Source organism: Kocuria sp. GQ42 (genome assembly GCF_059758435.1).
In genome coordinates this window covers 446680-465855 of sequence record NZ_JCAXEN010000002.1, presented here as the reverse complement: position 1 = coordinate 465855, position 19176 = coordinate 446680, and the positions used below count along the sequence as shown (strand labels likewise).

At 72.9% G+C, this 19176-nt stretch carries 19 protein-coding genes and 1 riboswitch; of the genes, 1 reads left to right on the top strand and 18 read right to left on the bottom strand.

The annotated features are described in order from the left end of the window. The 17 genes from AC6CH6_RS07580 to rpsB all read right to left on the bottom strand — a co-directional run bounded on the left by AC6CH6_RS07580 (position 1) and on the right by rpsB (position 17799). Positions 1 to 1800 carry a proline--tRNA ligase gene (locus AC6CH6_RS07580; RefSeq protein ID WP_498254664.1) on the bottom strand — a complete coding sequence of 600 codons (1800 nt, stop codon included), beginning with the start codon at positions 1798 to 1800 and terminating at the stop codon, positions 1 to 3. Positions 1801 to 1948: 148 nt separating this feature from the next. Continuing rightward, entirely contained in the window at positions 1949 to 2803 is an 855-nt protein-coding gene (locus AC6CH6_RS07575) for a GNAT family N-acetyltransferase (RefSeq protein WP_498254663.1), read from the bottom strand. Positions 2804 to 2821: 18 nt separating this feature from the next. Then, positions 2822 to 3988: a flavodoxin-dependent (E)-4-hydroxy-3-methylbut-2-enyl-diphosphate synthase gene (ispG, locus tag AC6CH6_RS07570; RefSeq protein WP_133410454.1), complete on the bottom strand. Its 1167-nt coding sequence runs from the start codon at positions 3986 to 3988 to the stop codon at positions 2822 to 2824. Between the two features lie 178 nt (positions 3989 to 4166). Continuing rightward, entirely contained in the window at positions 4167 to 5501 is a 1335-nt protein-coding gene (locus AC6CH6_RS07565) for a M50 family metallopeptidase (protein WP_498254662.1), read from the bottom strand. A gap of 196 nt (positions 5502 to 5697) precedes the next feature. Next, positions 5698 to 6297: a methionine ABC transporter permease gene (locus AC6CH6_RS07560; RefSeq protein ID WP_081615817.1), complete on the bottom strand. Its 600-nt coding sequence runs from the start codon at positions 6295 to 6297 to the stop codon at positions 5698 to 5700. A gap of 56 nt (positions 6298 to 6353) precedes the next feature. Next, positions 6354 to 7433, bottom strand: coding sequence for a methionine ABC transporter ATP-binding protein (locus AC6CH6_RS07555; protein ID WP_133410456.1), 1080 nt, complete (start codon positions 7431 to 7433; stop codon positions 6354 to 6356). Beyond that, positions 7430 to 8323 carry a MetQ/NlpA family ABC transporter substrate-binding protein gene (locus AC6CH6_RS07550; RefSeq protein WP_133410457.1) on the bottom strand — a complete coding sequence of 298 codons (894 nt, stop codon included), beginning with the start codon at positions 8321 to 8323 and terminating at the stop codon, positions 7430 to 7432. The genes AC6CH6_RS07555 and AC6CH6_RS07550 overlap by 4 nt, the downstream gene beginning before the upstream one ends. 100 nt (positions 8324 to 8423) lie before the next feature. Continuing rightward, positions 8424 to 8540, bottom strand: a riboswitch (SAM riboswitch). A gap of 44 nt (positions 8541 to 8584) precedes the next feature. Next, positions 8585 to 9859 (bottom strand): 1-deoxy-D-xylulose-5-phosphate reductoisomerase, encoded by a 1275-nt coding sequence (gene dxr / locus AC6CH6_RS07545; protein WP_498254661.1) that lies wholly within the window; start codon positions 9857 to 9859, stop codon positions 8585 to 8587. 128 nt (positions 9860 to 9987) lie between these two features. Continuing rightward, positions 9988 to 10260 carry a GlsB/YeaQ/YmgE family stress response membrane protein gene (locus tag AC6CH6_RS07540; protein ID WP_017834137.1) on the bottom strand — a complete coding sequence of 91 codons (273 nt, stop codon included), beginning with the start codon at positions 10258 to 10260 and terminating at the stop codon, positions 9988 to 9990. 223 nt (positions 10261 to 10483) lie between these two features. Further along, complete coding sequence (locus tag AC6CH6_RS07535) at positions 10484 to 12115, bottom strand: monocarboxylic acid transporter (RefSeq protein ID WP_498254660.1); 1632 nt, start codon at positions 12113 to 12115, stop codon at positions 10484 to 10486. 3 nt (positions 12116 to 12118) lie between these two features. Then, positions 12119 to 12499, bottom strand: coding sequence for a DUF485 domain-containing protein (locus AC6CH6_RS07530; RefSeq protein WP_498254659.1), 381 nt, complete (start codon positions 12497 to 12499; stop codon positions 12119 to 12121). A 164-nt stretch (positions 12500 to 12663) separates the two neighbouring features. Continuing rightward, on the bottom strand, positions 12664 to 13272 hold the full coding sequence (locus AC6CH6_RS07525) for a DivIVA domain-containing protein (protein WP_498254658.1): 609 nt from the start codon (positions 13270 to 13272) through the stop codon (positions 12664 to 12666). A 25-nt stretch (positions 13273 to 13297) separates the two neighbouring features. Next, positions 13298 to 14254 (bottom strand): phosphatidate cytidylyltransferase, encoded by a 957-nt coding sequence (locus AC6CH6_RS07520; protein WP_498254657.1) that lies wholly within the window; start codon positions 14252 to 14254, stop codon positions 13298 to 13300. After that, positions 14254 to 14811 (bottom strand): ribosome recycling factor, encoded by a 558-nt coding sequence (gene frr / locus AC6CH6_RS07515; RefSeq protein ID WP_133410463.1) that lies wholly within the window; start codon positions 14809 to 14811, stop codon positions 14254 to 14256. Before frr ends, AC6CH6_RS07520 begins: the two co-directional genes overlap by 1 nt. A gap of 126 nt (positions 14812 to 14937) precedes the next feature. Continuing rightward, a complete protein-coding gene (gene pyrH / locus AC6CH6_RS07510) occupies positions 14938 to 15711 on the bottom strand; it encodes a UMP kinase (RefSeq protein WP_017834131.1) in 774 nt (257 codons plus the stop codon). Between the two features lie 232 nt (positions 15712 to 15943). After that, the gene (tsf, locus tag AC6CH6_RS07505; protein WP_017834130.1) at positions 15944 to 16774 is read right to left on the bottom strand and encodes a translation elongation factor Ts; all 831 of its coding nucleotides are present in this window, start codon (positions 16772 to 16774) and stop codon (positions 15944 to 15946) included. Positions 16775 to 16884: 110 nt separating this feature from the next. Next, positions 16885 to 17799 carry a 30S ribosomal protein S2 gene (gene rpsB / locus AC6CH6_RS07500; protein ID WP_133410465.1) on the bottom strand — a complete coding sequence of 305 codons (915 nt, stop codon included), beginning with the start codon at positions 17797 to 17799 and terminating at the stop codon, positions 16885 to 16887. A 440-nt stretch (positions 17800 to 18239) separates the two neighbouring features. On the opposite strand from rpsB, the gene AC6CH6_RS07495 reads away from it, so the two are divergent. Then, positions 18240 to 18872 (top strand): murein hydrolase activator EnvC family protein, encoded by a 633-nt coding sequence (locus tag AC6CH6_RS07495; protein ID WP_498254656.1) that lies wholly within the window; start codon positions 18240 to 18242, stop codon positions 18870 to 18872. Here AC6CH6_RS07495 and AC6CH6_RS07490 read toward each other — a convergent pair. Further along, entirely contained in the window at positions 18854 to 19102 is a 249-nt protein-coding gene (locus AC6CH6_RS07490) for a hypothetical protein (RefSeq protein WP_498254655.1), read from the bottom strand. The two genes, AC6CH6_RS07495 and AC6CH6_RS07490, sit on opposite strands and share 19 nt — an antisense overlap. Positions 19103 to 19176: the final 74 nt, after the last annotated feature.

The window sequence follows — 19176 nt, the reverse complement described above, 5'->3', positions numbered from 1 at the left end:
TCAGCCGCGCACGGCGGCGGCGACCACGGCGGCGACGCCGTCCCGGGGCACGTCCTCGCTGCTGCCGCTCGCGCGGTCCTTGAGCTCGAGGACGCCGTCCTTGAGGCCGCGGCCGACCACCAGCACGGTGGGCACGCCGAGCAGCTCGGCGTCGCCGAACTTCACGCCCGGGGAGACCTTGGGCCGGTCGTCGAAGAGGACCTCGAGCCCCTCCGCCTCGAGCTCGGCCACGACCTTCTCGGCCTCCTCCAGCACCTCGGGGCCCTTGCCGGTGGCGACCACGTGGACGTCCGCGGGGGCGACCTGGCGCGGCCAGAGCAGACCCTTGTCGTCGTGGTAGGCCTCGGCGAGGGCGGCCACCGCCCGGGTGACCCCGATCCCGTAGGAGCCCATGGTCACGGTGACGAGCTTGCCGTTGCGGTCGAGCACCTTCAGCCCCAGTGCCTCCGCGTACTTGCGGCCCAGCTGGAAGATGTGCCCCATCTCGATGCCGCGGGCCGCCTCGAGCGGTCCGGAGCCGTCCGGCGCGGGATCGCCGGCCCGGACCTCGGCGCACTCCAGGACGCCGTCCCAGGCGAAGTCGCGCCCGGCCGTGAGGTCGTAGACGTGCTGGCCGGCCACGTTCGCCCCGGTCACCCAACGGGTGCCGCGGACCACGCGCGGGTCCACGAAGAAGGGGATGCCGGTCGAGGACTTCTCGCCGAGCACGGCCTGGTCCAGGGACAGCCCCGGCCCGATGTAGCCCTTGACCAGCAGCGGGCAGGCACGCAGGTCCTCGTCGCCGGCCTGCTCCACCAGCACCTCGCCGGAGACGTCCAGGGCGGCGCCGATGCCGGCCTCGATGCGCTTGAGGTCCACGGCGCGGTCGCCGGGCAGTCCGACCGCCACGAGCCGCCTGGCGCCGTCGGGCAGGACGACGGCGAGCACCACGTTCTTGAGGGTGTCGCCGGCGGTCCAGGGCCCCTCGGCGCGCGGGTGCAGCTCGTTCGAGCGCTGCACGAGCGTGTCGATCGTGGGGCTGTCCGGGGTCTCGAGCACCCGTGCCTCGGGGGCCCCGGCGGGATCGGCCTCCGCGGGCACCACGGTGGTCACCGCCTCGACGTTGGCCGCGTAGCCGCCGGGCGAGCGCACGAACGTGTCCTCGCCGATGACCGTGGGGTGCAGGAACTCCTCGGAGCGGGAGCCGCCCATGGCCCCGGACTGGGCCGAGACGGCGACCACGGGCAGGCCGAGGCGCTCGAAGATCCGGACGTAGGCCTCGCGGTGCCTGGTGTAGGACTCGTCGAGACCGGCGTCGTCGACGTCGAAGGAGTAGGAGTCCTTCATGACGAACTCGCGCCCGCGCAGGAGACCGGCGCGGGGGCGGGCCTCGTCCCGGTACTTCGCCTGGATCTGGTAGAGGGTGACGGGGAGGTCCTTGTAGGAGGAGTACAGGTCCTTGACGAGCAGCGTGAACATCTCCTCGTGCGTGGGCGCGAGCAGGTAGTCGGCGTCCTTGCGGTCCTTCAGGCGGAAGAGGTTCTCCCCGTACTCCGTCCAGCGGTTCGTGACCTCGTAGGGCTCGCGCGGCAGCAGCGCCGGGAAGTGCACCTCCTGGGCGCCGATCGCGCCCATCTCCTCGCGCACCACCTGCTCGACCTTCCCGAGCACCCGCAGGCCCATCGGCAGCCAGGTGTAGATGCCCGGGGCGGCCCGGCGGATGTAGCCGGCGCGGACGAGCAGCTTGTGGCTGTCCACCTCGGCGTCGACCGGGTCTTCGCGGAGGGTTCGCAGGAACAGGGAGGAGAGTCGCAGCGCCACGAGGGCTCCGTTTCTCCCGGGGAGCGCGGCGTGGTGCGGCCGGGCCCGGGCGTCGAGAGGGTGGGCGGCGCCGACGGCGCCGCTGATTCCGGTCAAATCTACACCCCCCGCCCGGCCCGGCCGCACCGGGATCGGCGGCCCCGGGCGCTCAGAGCAGGACGGTGGCGAAGGTCCCGATCCGCTCGAAGCCGACCCGCCGGTAGGTGGCGAGGGCCCGGACGTTGTAGTCGTTGACGTAGAGGCTGACCACCGGGGTGCGCCGGCGGGCGAGGCGCACGGCGGCCGCCATGCAGGGCACCGCCAGCCCCCGGCCGCGGTGCGCCGGGTCCACCCACACGCCCTGCACCTGCGCCACGCCGCGGGCCACCGAGCCGAGGTCGGCCTTGAACACCACGCGGCCCCCGTCGTCGGTCAGCACGAGGCAGCGCCCCGCCTCGACGAGCGCGGAGACCCGGTCCCGGTACCCGCGGTCGCCGCCCGTGTACGGGGAGTACCCGACCTCCTCCTCGAACATGGCGGCGCTCGCCGGGAGCACGGCGGGCAGGTCCTCGGGGCGGGCCACGCGCACGCCGGGGTGCGGCGCGGGCGCGGGGTCCCGGTCGATGGCCAGCAGGGGCTGGACGGGGCGCAGGTCGAAGGGCCGGGGCCAGGTGCGCTCCACCCGGGACCACAGCCCGAGGACCAGCTCGGCGGGCCCGAACAGCGAGGCGTGCCGGGACCCGCCCCGCCGCAGGTGCCCGCCGACGAGGTCCAGGCCCGGGCCGTCCAGGGACACGGGCACCACGTTCGTTCCCACCCAGCACGCGCCGGTCAGCTCACCGTCCGGCCCGGCGGTGCCGACCACGGGCGGGATCCGCGAGCCCCGGCTCCCGCGGTAGGACTCGACGTGGGCGGCCACGAAGGCGTGGGCGACGGGGTCCGCCTCGAGCAGCCGGTCCAGCTGGGCCGGATCGACCTCCCCCGCCGGCACCAGCCGCGGCGCCGTCCTCCGCTGCGTCCTCACCCGCCCGTCACCGGCCCGTCAGCTGACGCTCACGACGGGGCTGCCCGCCGTGGTCTCCCCGTTCTCGTCCGTCTCCATCTCGGCGGCGATGCGGTTGGCCTCCTCGATCAGCGTCTCCACGATGAGGTCCTCGGGGACGGTCTTCACGACCTCGCCCTTGACGAAGATCTGGCCCTTGCCGTTGCCGGAGGCCACGCCGAGGTCGGCCTCGCGTGCCTCGCCGGGGCCGTTGACGACGCAGCCCATCACGGCCACCCGCAGCGGGACGGTGAGCCCCTCGAGGCCCGCCGTCACCTCGTCCGCGAGCGTGTAGACGTCGACCTGCGCGCGGCCGCACGAGGGGCAGGAGACGATCTCGAGCTTGCGCGGGCGCAGGCCCAGGGACTGCAGGATCTGGTTGCCGACCTTGACCTCCTCGACCGGCGGCGCCGACAGGGAGACCCGGATGGTGTCCCCGATGCCCTGGGACAGCAGGGCGCCGAAGGCCGTGGCGGACTTGATGGTGCCCTGGAAGGCGGGGCCCGCCTCGGTCACGCCGAGGTGCAGGGGCCAGTCGCCGCGCTCGGCGAGCAGTTGGTAGGCCCGGACCATGGTGACCGGGTCGTTGTGCTTGACGGAGATCTTGAAGTCGTGGAAGTCGTGCTCCTCGAACAGGGACGCCTCCCACACGGCGGACTCGACGAGCGCCTCGGGCGTGGCCTTGCCGTACTTGTCCATGATCCGCTGGTCCAGGGAGCCCGCGTTCACGCCGATCCGGATGGACACCCCGGCGGCCTTGGCCTCGCGGGCGATCTGGCCGACCTGGTCGTCGAACTTGCGGATGTTGCCCGGGTTCACACGCACGGCCGCGCACCCGGCCTCGATGGCCGCGTAGACGTACTTCGGCTGGAAGTGGATGTCGGCGATCACCGGGATCGGGGACTTCATGGCGATGATCGGCAGGGCGTCGGCGTCGTCCTGGGACGGGCACGCCACCCGGACGATGTCGCACCCGGTGGCGTTGAGCTCGGCGATCTGCTGCAGGGTGGCGTTGATGTCCGTGGTGGGGGTGGTCGTCATGGACTGCACGCTCACCGGCGAGTCGGAGCCGACGCCCACGGACCCGACCCGGATCTGCCGGGTCTTCCGGCGCGGGGAGAGGACGGGCTGGGGCGCGGCGGGCATGCCGAGGCTGACCGGGGTCAAGGAGTTCCTCCGAGGAATCGAGGGCAGGAGCTGGAGCGGTGGTGCCGGGACCCGCTGGCCGGGCCCGTCACCGGTTCCCATTGTGCCCCATGCCCCCGGGCGGCCCCCGGTGCCGGGGGTGCGATTCCTCCCACGCCGAACGCCCGCCGGCCCCAGGGGCGCGCCGGCCGGCCCGGACTCAGAACAGCCGGACCGGTTTGACGATGTCCGCGTAGATCAGCAGCACGGACATCCCGATCATCAGCACGGCCACGGCGTAGGTCACCGGCAGCAGCCGGGCGGGGTCGAACGGGCCGGGGTCGCGGCGGCCGAGCAGCCGGGCGCTCCCCCGGCGCAGCGCCTCCCACAGCGCCCCGGCGACGTGCCCGCCGTCGAGCGGCAGCAGCGGCAGCAGGTTGAAGACGAACAGGGCCAGGTTGACGGAGCCGACCAGGCCCACGAGGGAGGCGGCCTTGTCCCGCAGCGCGATCTCCTCGTGCGCGGCGATCTCCCCCGAGATCCGGCCGACCCCCACCACGGAGATCGGCCCGTCCGGGTCCCGGGGCGCGTCGGAGAACGCCGCCTCCCCCACCTCGTAGATCCGCTGCGGCAGGTGCAGGACCACCCCGGCGATCTGCTGCAGCCCGTCGAGCACCGCCCCGGGCACCGCGGTCAGCGGCTGCCGGACGGGCTCGCTGGTGGGGCTGATGCCGATGAACCCGACCTCCTCGTAGCGGGGGGCGCCGTCCTCGCCGGACACGGCGACGCCGGAGTCGTCCAGCACGGGACGCGAGGAGAGGATGGGGGTCAGCGCCGCGGACACCGTCCGGCCGTCCCGCTCGACCACCACCGGGATCCGCTCGCCGGCCCGGTCCCGGATCCGGGCGGTGAGCTCGTCCCAGGAGCCGACCGGGGCGCCGTCGACGGCCGTGACGACGTCCCCGGGGCGCAGCCCAGCGGCGTTCGCGGGGGCCTGGGGGTCCTCCGGCCGGCACTCGGTCTGCCCGGCGGCCTGGCGCTCCGCGGCCACCACGCACTCGGACACCCACGCGACCGTCGTGGTGGGCGTCGCCGTCCCGAAGCCGGAGAGCAGGACGGCCAGGCACAGGGTTCCGAGCAGGAGGTTCATCACCGGGCCGCCGAGCATGATCACGATCCGCTTCCACACGGGCAGCCGGTAGAACACGCGGTCCTCGTCCCCGGGGAGGAGCTGGTCCGCGGCGCCGCCGCGGGCCTCGGCCGCCATCTGCTGGAACACGCCGGTGCTCGAGGCGCGGGCCGTCGAGCCCGCGCGCGCCGGCGGGTACATCCCCACCATGGAGATGTAGCCGCCCAGCGGGACCGCCTTGAGCCCGTACTCCGTCTCGCCGCGCCGGCGGGAGAGCACGGTGCGCCCGAAGCCGACCATGTACTGCGTGACGCGCACGCCGAAGAGCTTGGCCGGCACGAGGTGGCCGATCTCGTGGAGGGCGATGGAGACCGCGATGGCGGCGGCGGCCAGCAGCACGCCCACGAGGAACAGCACGACACCCATCCGTCGGACCTCCCGGGATCGTCGAGGGACCCCGGCGGGCGCCGGGGACGTCGGGGCCGTGCGCTCGGCACGGCGAGGACCAGTCTGCACCACCATCCTGGACGTCGGGCACCCGGCGCACCATGGCACGACGACGGCCGGTGCCCTCCCGGGAGGGAGGCGCACCGGCCGTCGGTGGGCTGCGGGGCGGGGCGCCTCAGCGGCGCAGGATCCGGCGGGCCAGCCGGTTGCCCACCACCTGCACGAGCTGGACCAGGACCACGATGACGGCGACCGCCGCCCACGTGACCTCGTCGTTGAACCGCTGGTAGCCCAGGCGCAGGGCGAAGTCGCCCAGGCCGCCGGCGCCGATGGCCCCGGCCATCGCCGACATGTCCGTGATGCCGATGACCAGGAAGGTGTAACCGAGCACCAGGGGGCCCAGCGCCTCGGGCAGGATCACCGTGGTGATGATCCGGCCGCGGGAGACGCCCATGGAGCGGGCCGCCTCCACGACCCCGGGGTCCACGCTCATGAGGTTCTGCTCGACGATGCGCGCCACCGCGAACATGGCCCCGATGGTCATCGCGAAGATCGCGGCGTTGGGCCCCAGCCGGGTCCCGACGACCCCCTGGGTCACCGGTCCCAGCGCGGCCAGCAGGATGATGAACGGGATCGGCCGGACGAAGTTCACCACGAGGTTGAGGCCCTCGTGCACCGCCCGGTTCTCCAGGATGTTGCCCCGGCGGGTGACGTAGAGGCCGACGCCCACGAGCAGACCGAGCAGGCCGGCGAGCAGCAGCGTGACCGCCACCATGTAGAGGGTCTCCCCGAGCGCGGACAGCAGCTCGGGTCCCAGGACGGACCAGTCGTTCACGCGGCCACCTCTCTCAGGGTCGTGATGCGGGACATCTCGTCGACCACGGCCTGCACGGCCGTGTCCGCGCCGGTCAGCTCGAAGGTCAGGGACCCGAACGACTGCTCCTGGAGCACGCTGATCCCGCCGTAGGCGATGGTGAAGCGGACCCCGCGGGCGGCGCCGTCCGAGAGCACCCCGCCGATGTCCACGCCGTCGCCGACGTCCACGATCACCAGGCGCCCCCGGTGGGCGCGGCGCAGCCGCTCGACCTCGCGGGCGTCCGGCACCGAGTGCAGGACGGAGGAGACGAAGCGGCGGGCGGTCTCGGTGCGGGGCCGGGCGAAGATGTCCACGGTGGAGCCGTGCTCCACGACCTTCCCGTCCTGCATCACGGCCACGCGGTCGGCGATCGCGCGGACCACGTCCATCTCGTGGGTGATGATCACGATCGTGATCCCGAGCTCCCGGTTGACCCGCTGCAGCACCTGCAGCACCTCCTGCGTGGTCTCCGGGTCGAGGGCGCTCGTCGACTCGTCGGCCAGGAGCAGCTTCGGGCTGGTCGCCAGGGCGCGGGCGATGCCCACGCGCTGCTTCTGCCCGCCGGAGAGCTGCTCCGGGTAGTTGCCGGCGCGGGCGGCGAGGCCCACGAACTCGAGCAGCTCGGCCACCCGCGCCCGGCGCTTCTCCTTCGGCCAGCCGGCCCGCTTGAGCGGGTACTCGACGTTGCCGGCGACGGTGCGGGAGGTGAAGAGGTTGAACTGCTGGAAGATCATCCCGATCTCCTGCCGCACGGGCGCCAGCTCGGTCTCGCGCCGGCCGGCCACCTCGAAGCCCTCCACGGTCAGGGAGCCCGAGGACACGGGCTCGAGCCCGTTGATCAGGCGCACGAGGGTGGACTTGCCCGCCCCGGAGTAGCCGATCACGCCGAAGATCTCGCCGCGGCGGACGTCGAGGGTGACGTCGTCGACCGCGAGCACCTCGCGCGCCGCCCGCCCCGAGCCGGTGCGGAAGGTCTTGGAGACGTTGCGGAAGGAGACGAGCACCTCGTCCGGGCGCCCGGGTGCGGACGGCCCGGCGGGGACCGCCGCGCTCACTGCTCCTGGTCCTTCAGCTCCTGCTGGTAGCGCGCGGTCAGCTCCTGGAGCTCCTCCGGCTCCAGCTGCAGCGGCACGGCGGTGTCCTTGGTCTCCTCCATCTCGGCGTCGATCACGGCCTGCTCGTGGTAGAGGTCCGCGACCTGCCGGAGGGTCTCGTCGTCGGCGAGCTCCTCCGTGGTGGTGAAGAGGTTGACGTAGGCGCGGGAGCCCTCGGACTCGGGGTCGTCCTGGGCGAGCGCGGACTGCGGGTCGATGTCGGCCCGCGAGAGGAAGTCGTTGTTGATGACCGAGCCGGCCACCGAGTCGAGCGAGAGCACCGTCTGCTCCGCGGAGACCGGGGTGACGCGCACCGTGGAGGCCTCGGTGTCGACGTCGAGCTCGGTGGGGATGAGGGTGTCGCCGGTCAGCTCCACGAGACCTGCGGCCTCGAGCACGAGCAGGGCCCGGGAGAGGTTCACGGCGTCGTTGGGCACCGCGATCTCGTCGCCCTCCTGGAACTGCTCCACGGAGTCGTACTGGTTGGAGTACAGGCCCAGCGGGTAGATCGAGGTCGAGCCGATCGGGGTGATGGAGCCCCCGGCCGCGTTGTTGTAGTCGGCGAGGAACGGGACGTGCTGGAACCAGGTCATCTCCACGTCACCGGACTCGGTGGCGGGGTTCGGCTGGTTGTAGTCGGAGAAGTCGACGTACTCGACGGTGATGCCCTGTTCCTCGGCCACCCGCTGGAGGGCGTCGTGGGTCGGGTCGGTGCCCACCACGCCGATGGTGACCTTGTCGTCGGCGAGCACGCCCTCGCCGGAGGACTCCCCGGCGGAGCCGCCGCAGGCGGTGAGGGCGAGGCCGAGGGTCGTGGCCAGGGCGAGGAAGGGGAGGCGCTGCGATCGCATGTGGTGCCTTTCCGTGGGTCCGGGGTGTCGGAGGTCTCCACCGGGGCCAACGGGTCCGGCGGCCACGGTCGAGGGCGCGCCGGAGGGCGCGTGCGCGGTAGGACCGTACTTGCCGCCGGCCGTCGTCGGCCGGTGCCGGATGGTTCACCTGGGGCACCCCACTACGGGAGAGGGTTGCCGCCCAGCAAGCCAGGGCTGCACGCTGGGACTCGTCATCCGCCCGACAGACTAGCACGTGCGGAGGGGCCGGCCCCGGCCCGGTCAGCGCGCGAGGACCTCGCGGGCCCGCCGGCGGGCCCAGCGCTCGGCCGCCAGCACGGCCTCGAGCTCCAGCGGGCCGTCGTCGTCGTGCTCACCCAGGACCGCCTCGACCGTGTCCACGATGGCGGGGAACCGGATCCGGCCGTCGTGGAAGGCGTGCACCGCCTCCTCGTTGGCCGCGTTGAACACGGCGGGGAAGGTCCCGCCCCGCTCGCCCGCCGCCTTGAGGAGCTCGACGGCGGGGAACGCCACCGGGTCGAGGGGTTCGAAGGTCCACTCCGTGGCGCGCGTCCAGTCGCACGGCAGGGCGGCCCCGGGCACCCGGTGCGGCCAGGCCAGGCCGAGGGCGATGGGCAGGCGCATGTCCGGGGGCGAGGCCTGGGCGAGGGTGGAGCCGTCCACGAACTGGACCATGGAGTGCACGACCGACTGGGGGTGGACCACCACGTCGATGCGCTCGAGGGGCACGTCGAAGAGCAGGTGGGCCTCGAGCACCTCGAGGGCCTTGTTCACCATGGTCGCCGAGTTGGTCGTCACCATCAGCCCCATGTCCCACGTCGGGTGGCGCAGCGCGTCCCGGGGGGTGACCGCCTCGAGCTCCGCCCGGGACCGGCCGCGGAAGGGCCCGCCGGAGGCCGTCAGCACGAGCCGGTCCACCTCCCCGGCGGTGCCGCCGCGCAGCGCCTGCGCCAGCGCGGAGTGCTCGGAGTCGACGGGGATCAGGGCGTCCGGGTCCCCGGTGGCCGCGGCGGCGGCCTTGACGAGGGCGCCGCCGGCGATCAGGGACTCCTTGTTCGCCAGGGCGAGCCGGTGCCCGGCCCGCAGCGCCGCCAGCGTGGGAGCGAGGCCGATGGAGCCGGTGATCCCGTTGAGCACGAGGTCGGCGTCGGGGTGGGCGGCGGCCGCGGACGCGGCGTCGGGCCCGTGCACGACGTCCGGGCGGTATCCCCCGGCCCCGGCGGACGCGGCCCGGTCCGCGATGAGGCCGGTCAGCCGGGCGGCGTCCTGGGCGGTGCCGCTGGTCGCCACGAGCGCGGCGCGGGTCTCGAGGGCCTGCTCGGCGAGGAGCTCGAGGTGCCGCGGTCCGGCGGCGAGGGCGACCACGGTGAACGGGTCCGCGCCCTCGAGCTCGCGGGCGGCCCGCACGACGTCGAGCGCCTGGGTGCCGATCGAGCCCGTCGAGCCGAGGACGCTGATCCGGCGGGGGCCGGCGGCGGCCAGGGCGCGCAGCTCGGGTGTCGGGCGGGTGCGGGGCGAGGCGGCGGGGGGCGTCATGGCCCCAGTATCCCCCAGCGGCCGTCCCCGGTGCCGTGCCCCGGGGGTGCCTGCGGCCGGCCCGGAACGGGCCGAGGCCCCGTCCACCGGGAACGGTGGACGGGGCCTCGGCGACCGACGGGGGTGGGTCAGCGCGTGGCGCGACCCTTGCGGCCGGAGACCGCGCCCCAGATGAAGAGCACGATGAGGGCTCCCACGACGGCGGTGATGATGGTGCCGATGTCGAACGCGGACTCCAGGTCCCCGATGCCGATCAGCGAGCCGAGGAAGCCTCCGAGGAGGGCCCCCACGATGCCGAGGACGATCGTGACGATGATGCCGCCACCCTGGCTGCCCGGCATGATGAGCTTGGCGAGGGCGCCGGCGATGAGGCCGAGGATGATCCAGCTGATGATTCCCATGATGGCTCCTTATCCGTCCCGGGAGGGACTTTTATTGTACGCAACCGGCGAGTATCCCAGGAATACCCTGAGGTTGCTTCTGCGCTTCACCCTAGCCGACGGTCAGCCGCCTGTCTGTTCCCGTTAGCCAATCGACGCGTTCCTCCCGGACGCGGACCGGCCCGCCGGAAGCCGGGGCTTCGGGCGGGCCGGTGGATCCTCCCAGGTGGGAGCGGGGAATCCGTCAGTGGGCGACGGGCTTCTCGGCGCCGATGCCTGTGAGGGAGCGCACCTCCATCTCGGACTGCTTGATCGGGTCCTCGAGACGGCGCTCCGTCATGGAACCGATGAAGCCGAGCAGGAAGGAGGCCGGGATCGAGACGATGCCCGGGTTCTGCAGCGGGAACCACGCGAAGTCGGCCGTCGGGATCATCGACGTCTCGGTGCCGGACATGACCGGGGAGAAGATGATGAGGCCCACCGACATGATCAGGCCGCCGTACATGGACCAGACCGCGCCCCGGGTGGTGAAGCGCCGCCAGTACAGGGAGTACAGGATGGTCGGCAGGTTCGCCGAGGCCGCGACCGCGAAGGCGAGCGCCACGAGGAACGCGACGTTCTGGCCCTGGGCGCCGATGCCGCCCGCGATGGAGACGAGACCGATGACCACCACCGTGGTCTTCGCGACCTTCAGCTCCTTGCGGGGATCGGAGTTCCCCTTCTTGATCACGCTGGTGTAGATGTCGTGGGCGAACGAGGCCGAGGCCGTGATGGCCAGGCCGGCGACGACCGCGAGGATCGTGGCGAACGCCACCGCCGCGATGATGCCCATCAGCAGGGACCCGCCGAGCTCGAAGGCCAGCAGCGGGGCCGCGGAGTTCACGCCGCCCGGTGCCGCCTGGATCCGCTCGGCGCCGATCAGGGCCGCCGCGCCGAAGCCCAGGATGAGGGTGAACAGGTAGAACAGGCCGATCAGCGAGATGGCCCAGACCACCGAGGTGCGGGCCTCCTTGGCCGTGGGCACCGTGTAGAAGCGCATCAGCACGTGGGGCAGGCCCGCCGCGCCGAAGACGAGGGCCAGGCCCAGGGAGATGAAGTCCAGCTTGCTGGTCTCGCTCACGCCGTACTTCAGGCCCGGCTCGAGGATGGCCGGGTTGCCGGAGACGGCGACCGCGTCACCGAGCAGGGAGGAGAAGTTGAAGCCGTAGAGCGCCAGGATCCAGACGGTCATGACCGCCACGCCGGAGACCAGGAGCACCGCCTTGATGATCTGCACGTAGGTGGTGCCCTTCATCCCGCCCACGAGGACGTAGACGATCATGAGCACGCCCACGACCACGATGACCAGCGACTGCCCGACCCGCGAGCTGATACCCAGCAGCAGCGACACCAGGGCGCCCGCCCCGGCCATCTGGGCCAGCAGGTAGAACGCGGACACGGCCAGGGTGGAGATGGACGCCGCGACGCGCACGGGGCGCTGGCGCAACCGGAAGGACAGGACGTCCGCCATCGTGAACTTGCCGGTGTTGCGCAGCAGCTCGGCGATCAGCAGCAGCGCCACGAGCCAGGCCACGAGGAAGCCGATGGAGTAGAGGAACCCGTCGTAGCCCTGGAGGGCGATCGCGCCCACGATGCCGAGGAAGGACGCCGCCGAGAGGTAGTCGCCCGCGATGGCCAGGCCGTTCTGGGTGCCGCTGAAGCCGCGGCCGCCGGCGTAGTAGTCGGCCGCCGTGGACGTGGACTTCGAGGCGCGGAGGACGATGACCATCGTGACGACGACGAACGCGCCGAAGATGGAGATGTTGATCCAGGGCGTGCCGACCGTCTCCGTGGTGGCGGCCGTCATGGGCGCGAGCGCGGTGTGCAGCTGGTGCATCGGTCAGTTCTCCTGTCCGTGGACGCCGCCGGTGGTGCCGAGGCTGGGCTCGAGACGCTCCCGGATGGCCGTGGCCTTCGGGTCCAGCTTGCGGTTGGCGAAGGAGACGTAGGCCCCCGTGATGGCAAAGGTCGTGACGAACTGGAGCAGACCCAGGACGACGCCGAGGTTGACGTTGCCGATGACCTGGATGGCGAACAGCTGCGGCGCGTACATGGCGAGCACCACGTACAGCAGGTACCAGACCAGGAACGCGATGGCGAGCGGGAAGACGAAGCCGCGGTGGGTCTTCCGCAGCTCCTGGAACTCTGGCGACCGCTGGGCCGCGGGGAAGTCGACGTCGGCGACGAGGTCGTCGGCGTCGATGGGTGGCTGGTTGGACATGGGCTACCTCCTCATGTGATGTGGCCCACACTAGGCCGTTGTATGCACAGGAGCAAGGCATGACACCCAAAAGTTGCTTTTCGGGGGTCAGGATGAACACGGAACGGCGTTTCTGGACGAGGTCCGGTCCAGCATGTATACACAGAGGCTTCGGGGAGCCTGTTTCAGCGAGAGGCCAGGAGCAGCTGGACGGCGCGGTCCAGGAAGGCGTCCACCTGCTGCTCCTCGTAGCTGCGCTCCCCCTGGGCGGGCGGGAACACGGCCCGGCGCAGCTCGGCCGGCGCGAGGTCCGCGGTGCCCTCCAGCCGGGCGCCCAGGCGCTCGCAGAGGACGTCCACGTGGGCCGCGGAGTAGCCCTGGGCCCGCGGCCGGGAAGGGCGCCGGAAGCGCTGCGTGCGCGGCCGGTCGAGACGGTTCCGGAGCAGCCGGGTCAGGGCGTCGACGTGCTCCTGCCAGGCCTCGGGGCCCCGGTCGCGCAGGCACTGCTCGCGCTCGGCCGCGGCCAGCGCGTCCTCGGCCGCGTCCAGCAGCCCGTCGACGGCCTCCGGCCGGTAGCCGCCCCGCGCGTCGGCGAAGACGGCGGCGCGCACCTGCGTGCTGAGCACGGCCCCGGACCGGTGCGCCGGTCCGGGGCCGGGCGGCGCGTCCTGCAGGGCCGCGTGCACGGCGGCCAGGAGGTCGTCCACCTGGACGACGTCGTAGCCGCGCTCGGCCTCGGCGCACCGCGGGATGCGGGCTGCGGCCGGCCGGGCTCCGGGGCGGTCGGGAGGCATGGGCTGCGGGTCCTGGACGCCGGGCTCAGGCGCTCGCGGCGAAGAGCTCGAAGAGCAGGTACCCGGCGGGGACGGCGAAGAGGATGGAGTCGATCCGGTCCATCACGCCCCCGTGGCCGGGCAGGAGGGTGCCCATGTCCTTGATCCCCAGCTCGCGCTTGACCATGGACTCGGAGAAGTCGCCGAGGGTGGCGGCGAGCACGAGCACCGCGGCGAGCACGGCGCCCTCCCACCAGGCGTGGTCCAGCAGCAGCACGGCGCACAGGACGCCGATCAGCACCGAGCCGCCCAGCGACCCGGCGAAGCCCTCCCAGGACTTCTTGGGGCTGATCCGCGGCGCCATGGGGTGGCGGCCCCAGACCACGCCCACGGCGTAGCCGCACGTGTCCGAGCCCACGGCCAGCAGGATGACCGTGAGCACCTTCAGGGGGCCCGCCTCGGTGTGGTAGAGCAGCAGGGCGATGCTCAGCATGAAGCCCACCCAGACCAGGGCGAACACGGAGCCCATGATGGACAGGATCATGCCGTCCCGGCCCCCCAGGGCCCGCCAGACGATCACGAGCGTCAGCCCCACGATCACGGCCATCATCAGCGCCTCGCCGCCACCGGCGAACGCGGCGACCGGCATCAGCACGCCCGCGGTCACCGCCGGGACGCGCGGGATGACGATGCCGCGGTAGCGCAGCGACCGGCCGACCTCCCAGACGCCGATCCCCGCCGCCGTCCCGGCGAAGAGCGCCAGGACGAGGGGCTGGACGAACAGCCCGACGAGCAGGGTCCCGATGAGCACCACGGCGACGCCCACGGCGGCCGGCAGGTTCCGGCCGGCGCGGGAGGGGGCGGTGTGCCGGCGCCCCGGCGTGCCCGGGGTCGTCGCGGCGCCGGCCCGGCCGGGGCCCGGCCGGGCACGCTGAGAGAAGGCCCCCCCGGCGGTTCCCGGGGAAGCCTTCGTCTCCTGGTGCGGTCGCGGCTGGTCCGGCATCAGACCTGCAGCAGCTCCGCTTCCTTGTTCTTGAGCATCTCGTCGATCTGGTCGATGTGCTTCTTGGTCGCGCCGTCGAGGTCCTTCTCGGCGCGCTTGCCCTCGTCCTCGCCGATGTCGCCGTCCTTGACGGCCTTCTCGATCTGGTCCTTGGCGTGCCGACGGATGTTGCGCACGGAGACGCGCGCCTCCTCGGCCTTGTGCCCGACGACCTTGACGTACTCCTTGCGCCGCTCCTGCGTCAGCTCCGGCATGACCACGCGGATGACGTTGCCGTCGTTGGCGGGGTTCGCCCCGATGTCCGAGTTGCGCAGCGCCTTCTCGATGTCGTTGAGGGCGGAGCGGTCGTACGGCGTGATGAGCAGCGTGCGGGCCTCGGGGTTCTGGAAGGAGGCGAGCTGCTGGAGCGGGGTGGGAGTGCCGTAGTACTCGACCAGCACGCTCGAGAAGAGGGAGGGGTTGGCCCGGCCCGTGCGGATCGCGGCGAAGTCCTCCTTGGCGCCGTCCACGGCCTTGCCCATCTTGGTCTTCGCTTCGGACATGGTCTCTGAGATCACGTAGGGGCTCCTTCGTCGTGTCGCACGGAGTCCTCCGCGCGGGGTCGGTTCGGCCGGTCGCCGCGCGGGAACCACGCCGCCCGGCCGTGCTCGCCCCAGTCTAACCGGGGGCCGCCCGGCGCCGGCTCACGCGGTGACGAGGGTGCCGATCTGCTCGCCGAGGATCGCGCGGGTGACGTTGCCCTCGCCCTCCATGCCGAACACGCGCATCGTCACGTCGTTGTCGCGGCACAGGCTGAAGGCCGTCTGGTCCATGACCCGGATGTCACGGGCGAGGGCCTCGCCGTAGGTGAGGGTGGACAGCCGCTGGGCGTCCGGGTTCGTGCGGGGGTCCGCGGTGTAGACGCCGTCCACCCCGTTCTTCGCCATGAGGACCTCGTCCGCGTGGACCTCCAGCGCCCGCTGGGCCGCGACGGTGTCGGTGGAGAAGTAGGGCAGCCCGGCGCCGGCGCCGAAGATCACGACGCGGTCCTTCTCCATGTGCCGGATGGCCCGGCGCGGGATGTAGACCTCGGCCACCTGCTCCATCTTGATCGCGGACTGCACCCGGGTGTCGACCCCGCACTGCTCGAGGAAGTCCTGCAGGGCCAGGCAGTTCATGACGGTGCCGAGCATCCCCATGTAGTCCGCACGGGAGCGGTCCATGCCGGCCTGGGAGAGCTCCGCGCCGCGGAAGAAGTTGCCGCCGCCCACCACGATGGCGGTCTCGACCTGGCCCACGGTGGCCGCGATCTGCTCGGCGATGTCGCGGACCACGCGCGTGTCCACCCCGATGGAGCCGCCGCCGAAGACCTCGCCCGAGAGCTTCAGCAGCACCCGGCGGCGGGCGGGGGCGACCCGGGGGTCCCTGCTCAGGCGCAGGGCCTCGTCCTTGATCTCGGAGGCAGAAGTGGTGGGCATGGTTCCTCCCGGCGACGACGGAGCTGCGTGGACCGGCTCGGCCCCGCGAGGGTGCAGCTGGCGCGGGGGGCGGGCCTCCCTCAGCATACAGAACGCGTCCGCCCCCGGACGCCGTCCCCCGGGGCCTCGAGGGCGTCGTCGCAGGCGGGACCGGGAACGACGACGGAGGCGCCCCTGCCGTGCAGGAACGCCTCCGTCGCGAGCGGGCGCCGGGCGCCCGGGAGAGGCCCGGTCAGGCGCCGACGCGGAAGCGGGCGAAGGCCGTGGCGGTCGCACCGGCCTCCTCGAGCACCTTGCCGACGGTCTTCTTGGAGTCCTTGGCGAAGTCCTGGTCCAGCAGGACGACGTCCTTGAAGTAGCCCTTGAGGCGGCCGTTGATGATGTTCGGGAGGATCTTCTCCGGCTTGCCCTCGGCGCGGGCCGTCTCCTCGGCGACGCGCTTCTCCGACTCGACGGTCTCGGCGGGCACGTCCTCCTGGGAGAGGAACGTCGGGGACATCGCGGCGATGTGCACGGCGACGTCGTGGGCGACCTGCCCGGCGTCGGCACCGGCCACGGCCAGCAGCACGCCGACCTGCGCCGGGAGGTCCTTGGAGGTCTTGTGCAGGTAGACGGCCACGTTGTCGCCCTCGACGCGGGCGATGCGCCGGACGACGACCTTCTCGCCGAGCAGGGCACCGGTCTCGGTGACGAGCTCGGAGACGGCCTTGCCGTCGACCTGGGCGTCCATGAGGGACTCGAGCGTGGTGGCATCGGCGGCCACGGCGGCGTCGAGCACCTTGTTGCCGAACTCGACGAACGGGGCGGACTTCGCCACGAAGTCGGTCTCGGAGTTGACCTCGACCATGTACCCGACGGTGCCCTCGACGCGCGCGGCGACGAGGCCCTCGGCCGTGGCCCGGCCCTCGCGCTTGGTGACGCCCTTGAGGCCCTTGACGCGGATGATCTCCTGCGCCTTCTGGAGGTCGCCGTCGGCCTCGTCGAGCGCCTTCTTGACGTCCAGCATGCCGGCGCCGGTGCGCTCACGCAGGGCCTTGATCTCGGTGGCGGTGTAGTTCGCCATGGAAACTCCTCACTCGGTCGGTGGTGCCGGCCGGGGCGGGCACGGGCCCGCCCCGGCCGGCCTCGGGCGGGGACGGTGCCCCGCCGGGGGAAACGGACGGTGGACGGAGACTACTCGGCGGCGGTCTCGGTCTCGGCCGGGGCGGCGGCCTCGGCGGGAGCCTCGGTCTCGGCCGGGGCCTCGGTCGCGGCGGCGGTCTCGGCCTCGGCCGGGGCGGCGGTCTCGGCCGGGGCCTCGGTCGCGGCGGTCTGCTCGGCGGCGTGCTGCTCGAGCAGCTCGCGCTCCCACTCGGCCATCGGCTCGGCGGCCTGGTCGGCGCCGCCGGACTTCTTGTTGTGGCGCTCCATGAGACCCTCGGCCACGGCGTCGGCGATCACGCGGGTCAGCAGGTTGACGGAGCGGATGGCGTCGTCGTTGCCCGGGATCGGGAAGGCGACCTCGTCGGGGTCGCAGTTGGTGTCGAGGATCGCGACGACCGGGATGCCCAGCTTCTGGGCCTCGTCCACCGCGAGGTGCTCCTTCTTGGTGTCCACGATCCAGATCAGGGAGGGGGCCTTGGTCAGGTTGCGGATGCCGCCGAGGGTGCGCTCCAGCTTCTCCTTCTCGCGGCGCAGGAGGAGGAGCTCCTTCTTCGTGTACTGCGAGCCGGCGACGTCGTCGAAGTCGATCTCCTCGAGCTCCTTCATGCGCTCGATGCGCTTGGAGACCGTGGCGAAGTTCGTGAGCATGCCGCCGAGCCAGCGGTGGTTCACGTAGGGCATGCCCACGCGGGTGGCCTGCTCGGCGATGGCCTCCTGGGCCTGCTTCTTGGTGCCGACGAAGAGGATGGTGCCGCCGTGGGCCACGGTGGTCTTGACGGCCTCGTAGGCGCGGTCGATGAAGGACAGCGACTGCTGGAGGTCGATGATGTAGATGCCGTTGCGCTCGGTGAAGATGAAGCGCTTCATCTTCGGGTTCCACCGGCGGGTCTGGTGGCCGAAGTGCACGCCGCTGTCGAGGAGCTGGCGCATGGTAACGACGGACATGTCGTCTCCTGGTCTCTCGTGCGGGAGGGCGTGCGACGACGCCCGGCCCGCGGGTTCGGTTCTCGGCTGCGTCCGGCGGACGAGCCCCTGGTGCAGCGGTGGGCGGACCCTGCGGGTCCGTCTCCCGGCCGCCGTGCCGCACCCCGCCGGGACGGGGAACGCGGACCGGGGCGGCCGGACCGGGACGGGAGGTCCCGGCGGCGCTGCGCGCGAAGTCAGCTGCTCGCCACCGCGCCGTCGGCTCCGGCGTCGGGGCCGGGTCCGGGTGGGCGCGAGGGCGCGCCACGAGGGGCGCCTCAGAGCACACTGCGGGATCGAGTGTACTACAAGGGCCTCGTCCGCCCTGCACGCGGCCGGGGGCTGCCGGAGGGGCCCCGGGACCGTCCACAGCACGGGGCCGGGCGGCCCTCCGTCCGGCCCCGGTGACGGACAGTCGGGACATGCCCACCGGACCCTCCCCGCTCCTGCGTCTCCTGCGTCTCCTGCGCTGGCCCCGTGCCCGGGCCGGGCCGGCCGGGGCGGCGCGGACCGGGACGCCGAGGGCGGGCAGGGAGCCGGCCGGCGTGGTGGGGCTCGCGATCGTGCTCGTGCTGGGAGTGCTGCTCCCCTCCCCCGGCTCGGCGGCCCAGGGGTGGGCGTGGCCCCTGTCGCCGCGGCCGGCCGTGGTGGGCGAGTGGGCCCCGCCCGCCCAGCGGTGGGCGCGGGGCCACCGGGGCGTGGACCTGGATGCGGGCCCGGGCGCCGCCGTGCGCTCCCCGGCCGCGGGAACGGTGGCCTTCGTGGGGTTCGTCGTGGACCGCCCGGTGCTCACGCTCGACCACGGCGGGGGTCTGCGCTCGAGCTTCGAGCCCGTCGAGTCGTCCCTGGTCCCCGGGGACCGGGTGCGCCGCGGCCAGGTCGTGGGCGTGCTGCGCGGCCGGGACCACTGCGGCCCGGGCACCTGTCTGCACTGGGGCGTGCGCCGGGACGGCGACTACGTCAACCCGCTGCAGTTCGTCGGCGCGCTCGAGCCGTCGGTGCTGCTCCCCGTGCCCGAGCGGCTGCGCGCGGCCGCTCAGCCCTCGTCGTCCTGAGCGTCGTCGACGCCCTCCTCGACCTCCTGCTGGACCTGGTCGGCGCCCTCCTCGACCTGGCCGGCGCCCTCCTCGACCTCCTGCTGGACCTGGTCGGCGCCCTCCTCGACCTCCTGCTGGACCTGGCCGGCGCCCTCCTCCACGTCCTCGATGGTGGTGTCGCAGCCGGTCAGTGCGGCGAGCGCCAGGGCGGCGACGGACAGGAGGCTCCACGGCGTGCGTCGGCTCATCTCGGCGTCCTCTCGGTGGGTGGTGCGCGGATCGGACCACCAGTGCACCACATCCGCGGGGGACGCGCACCCGG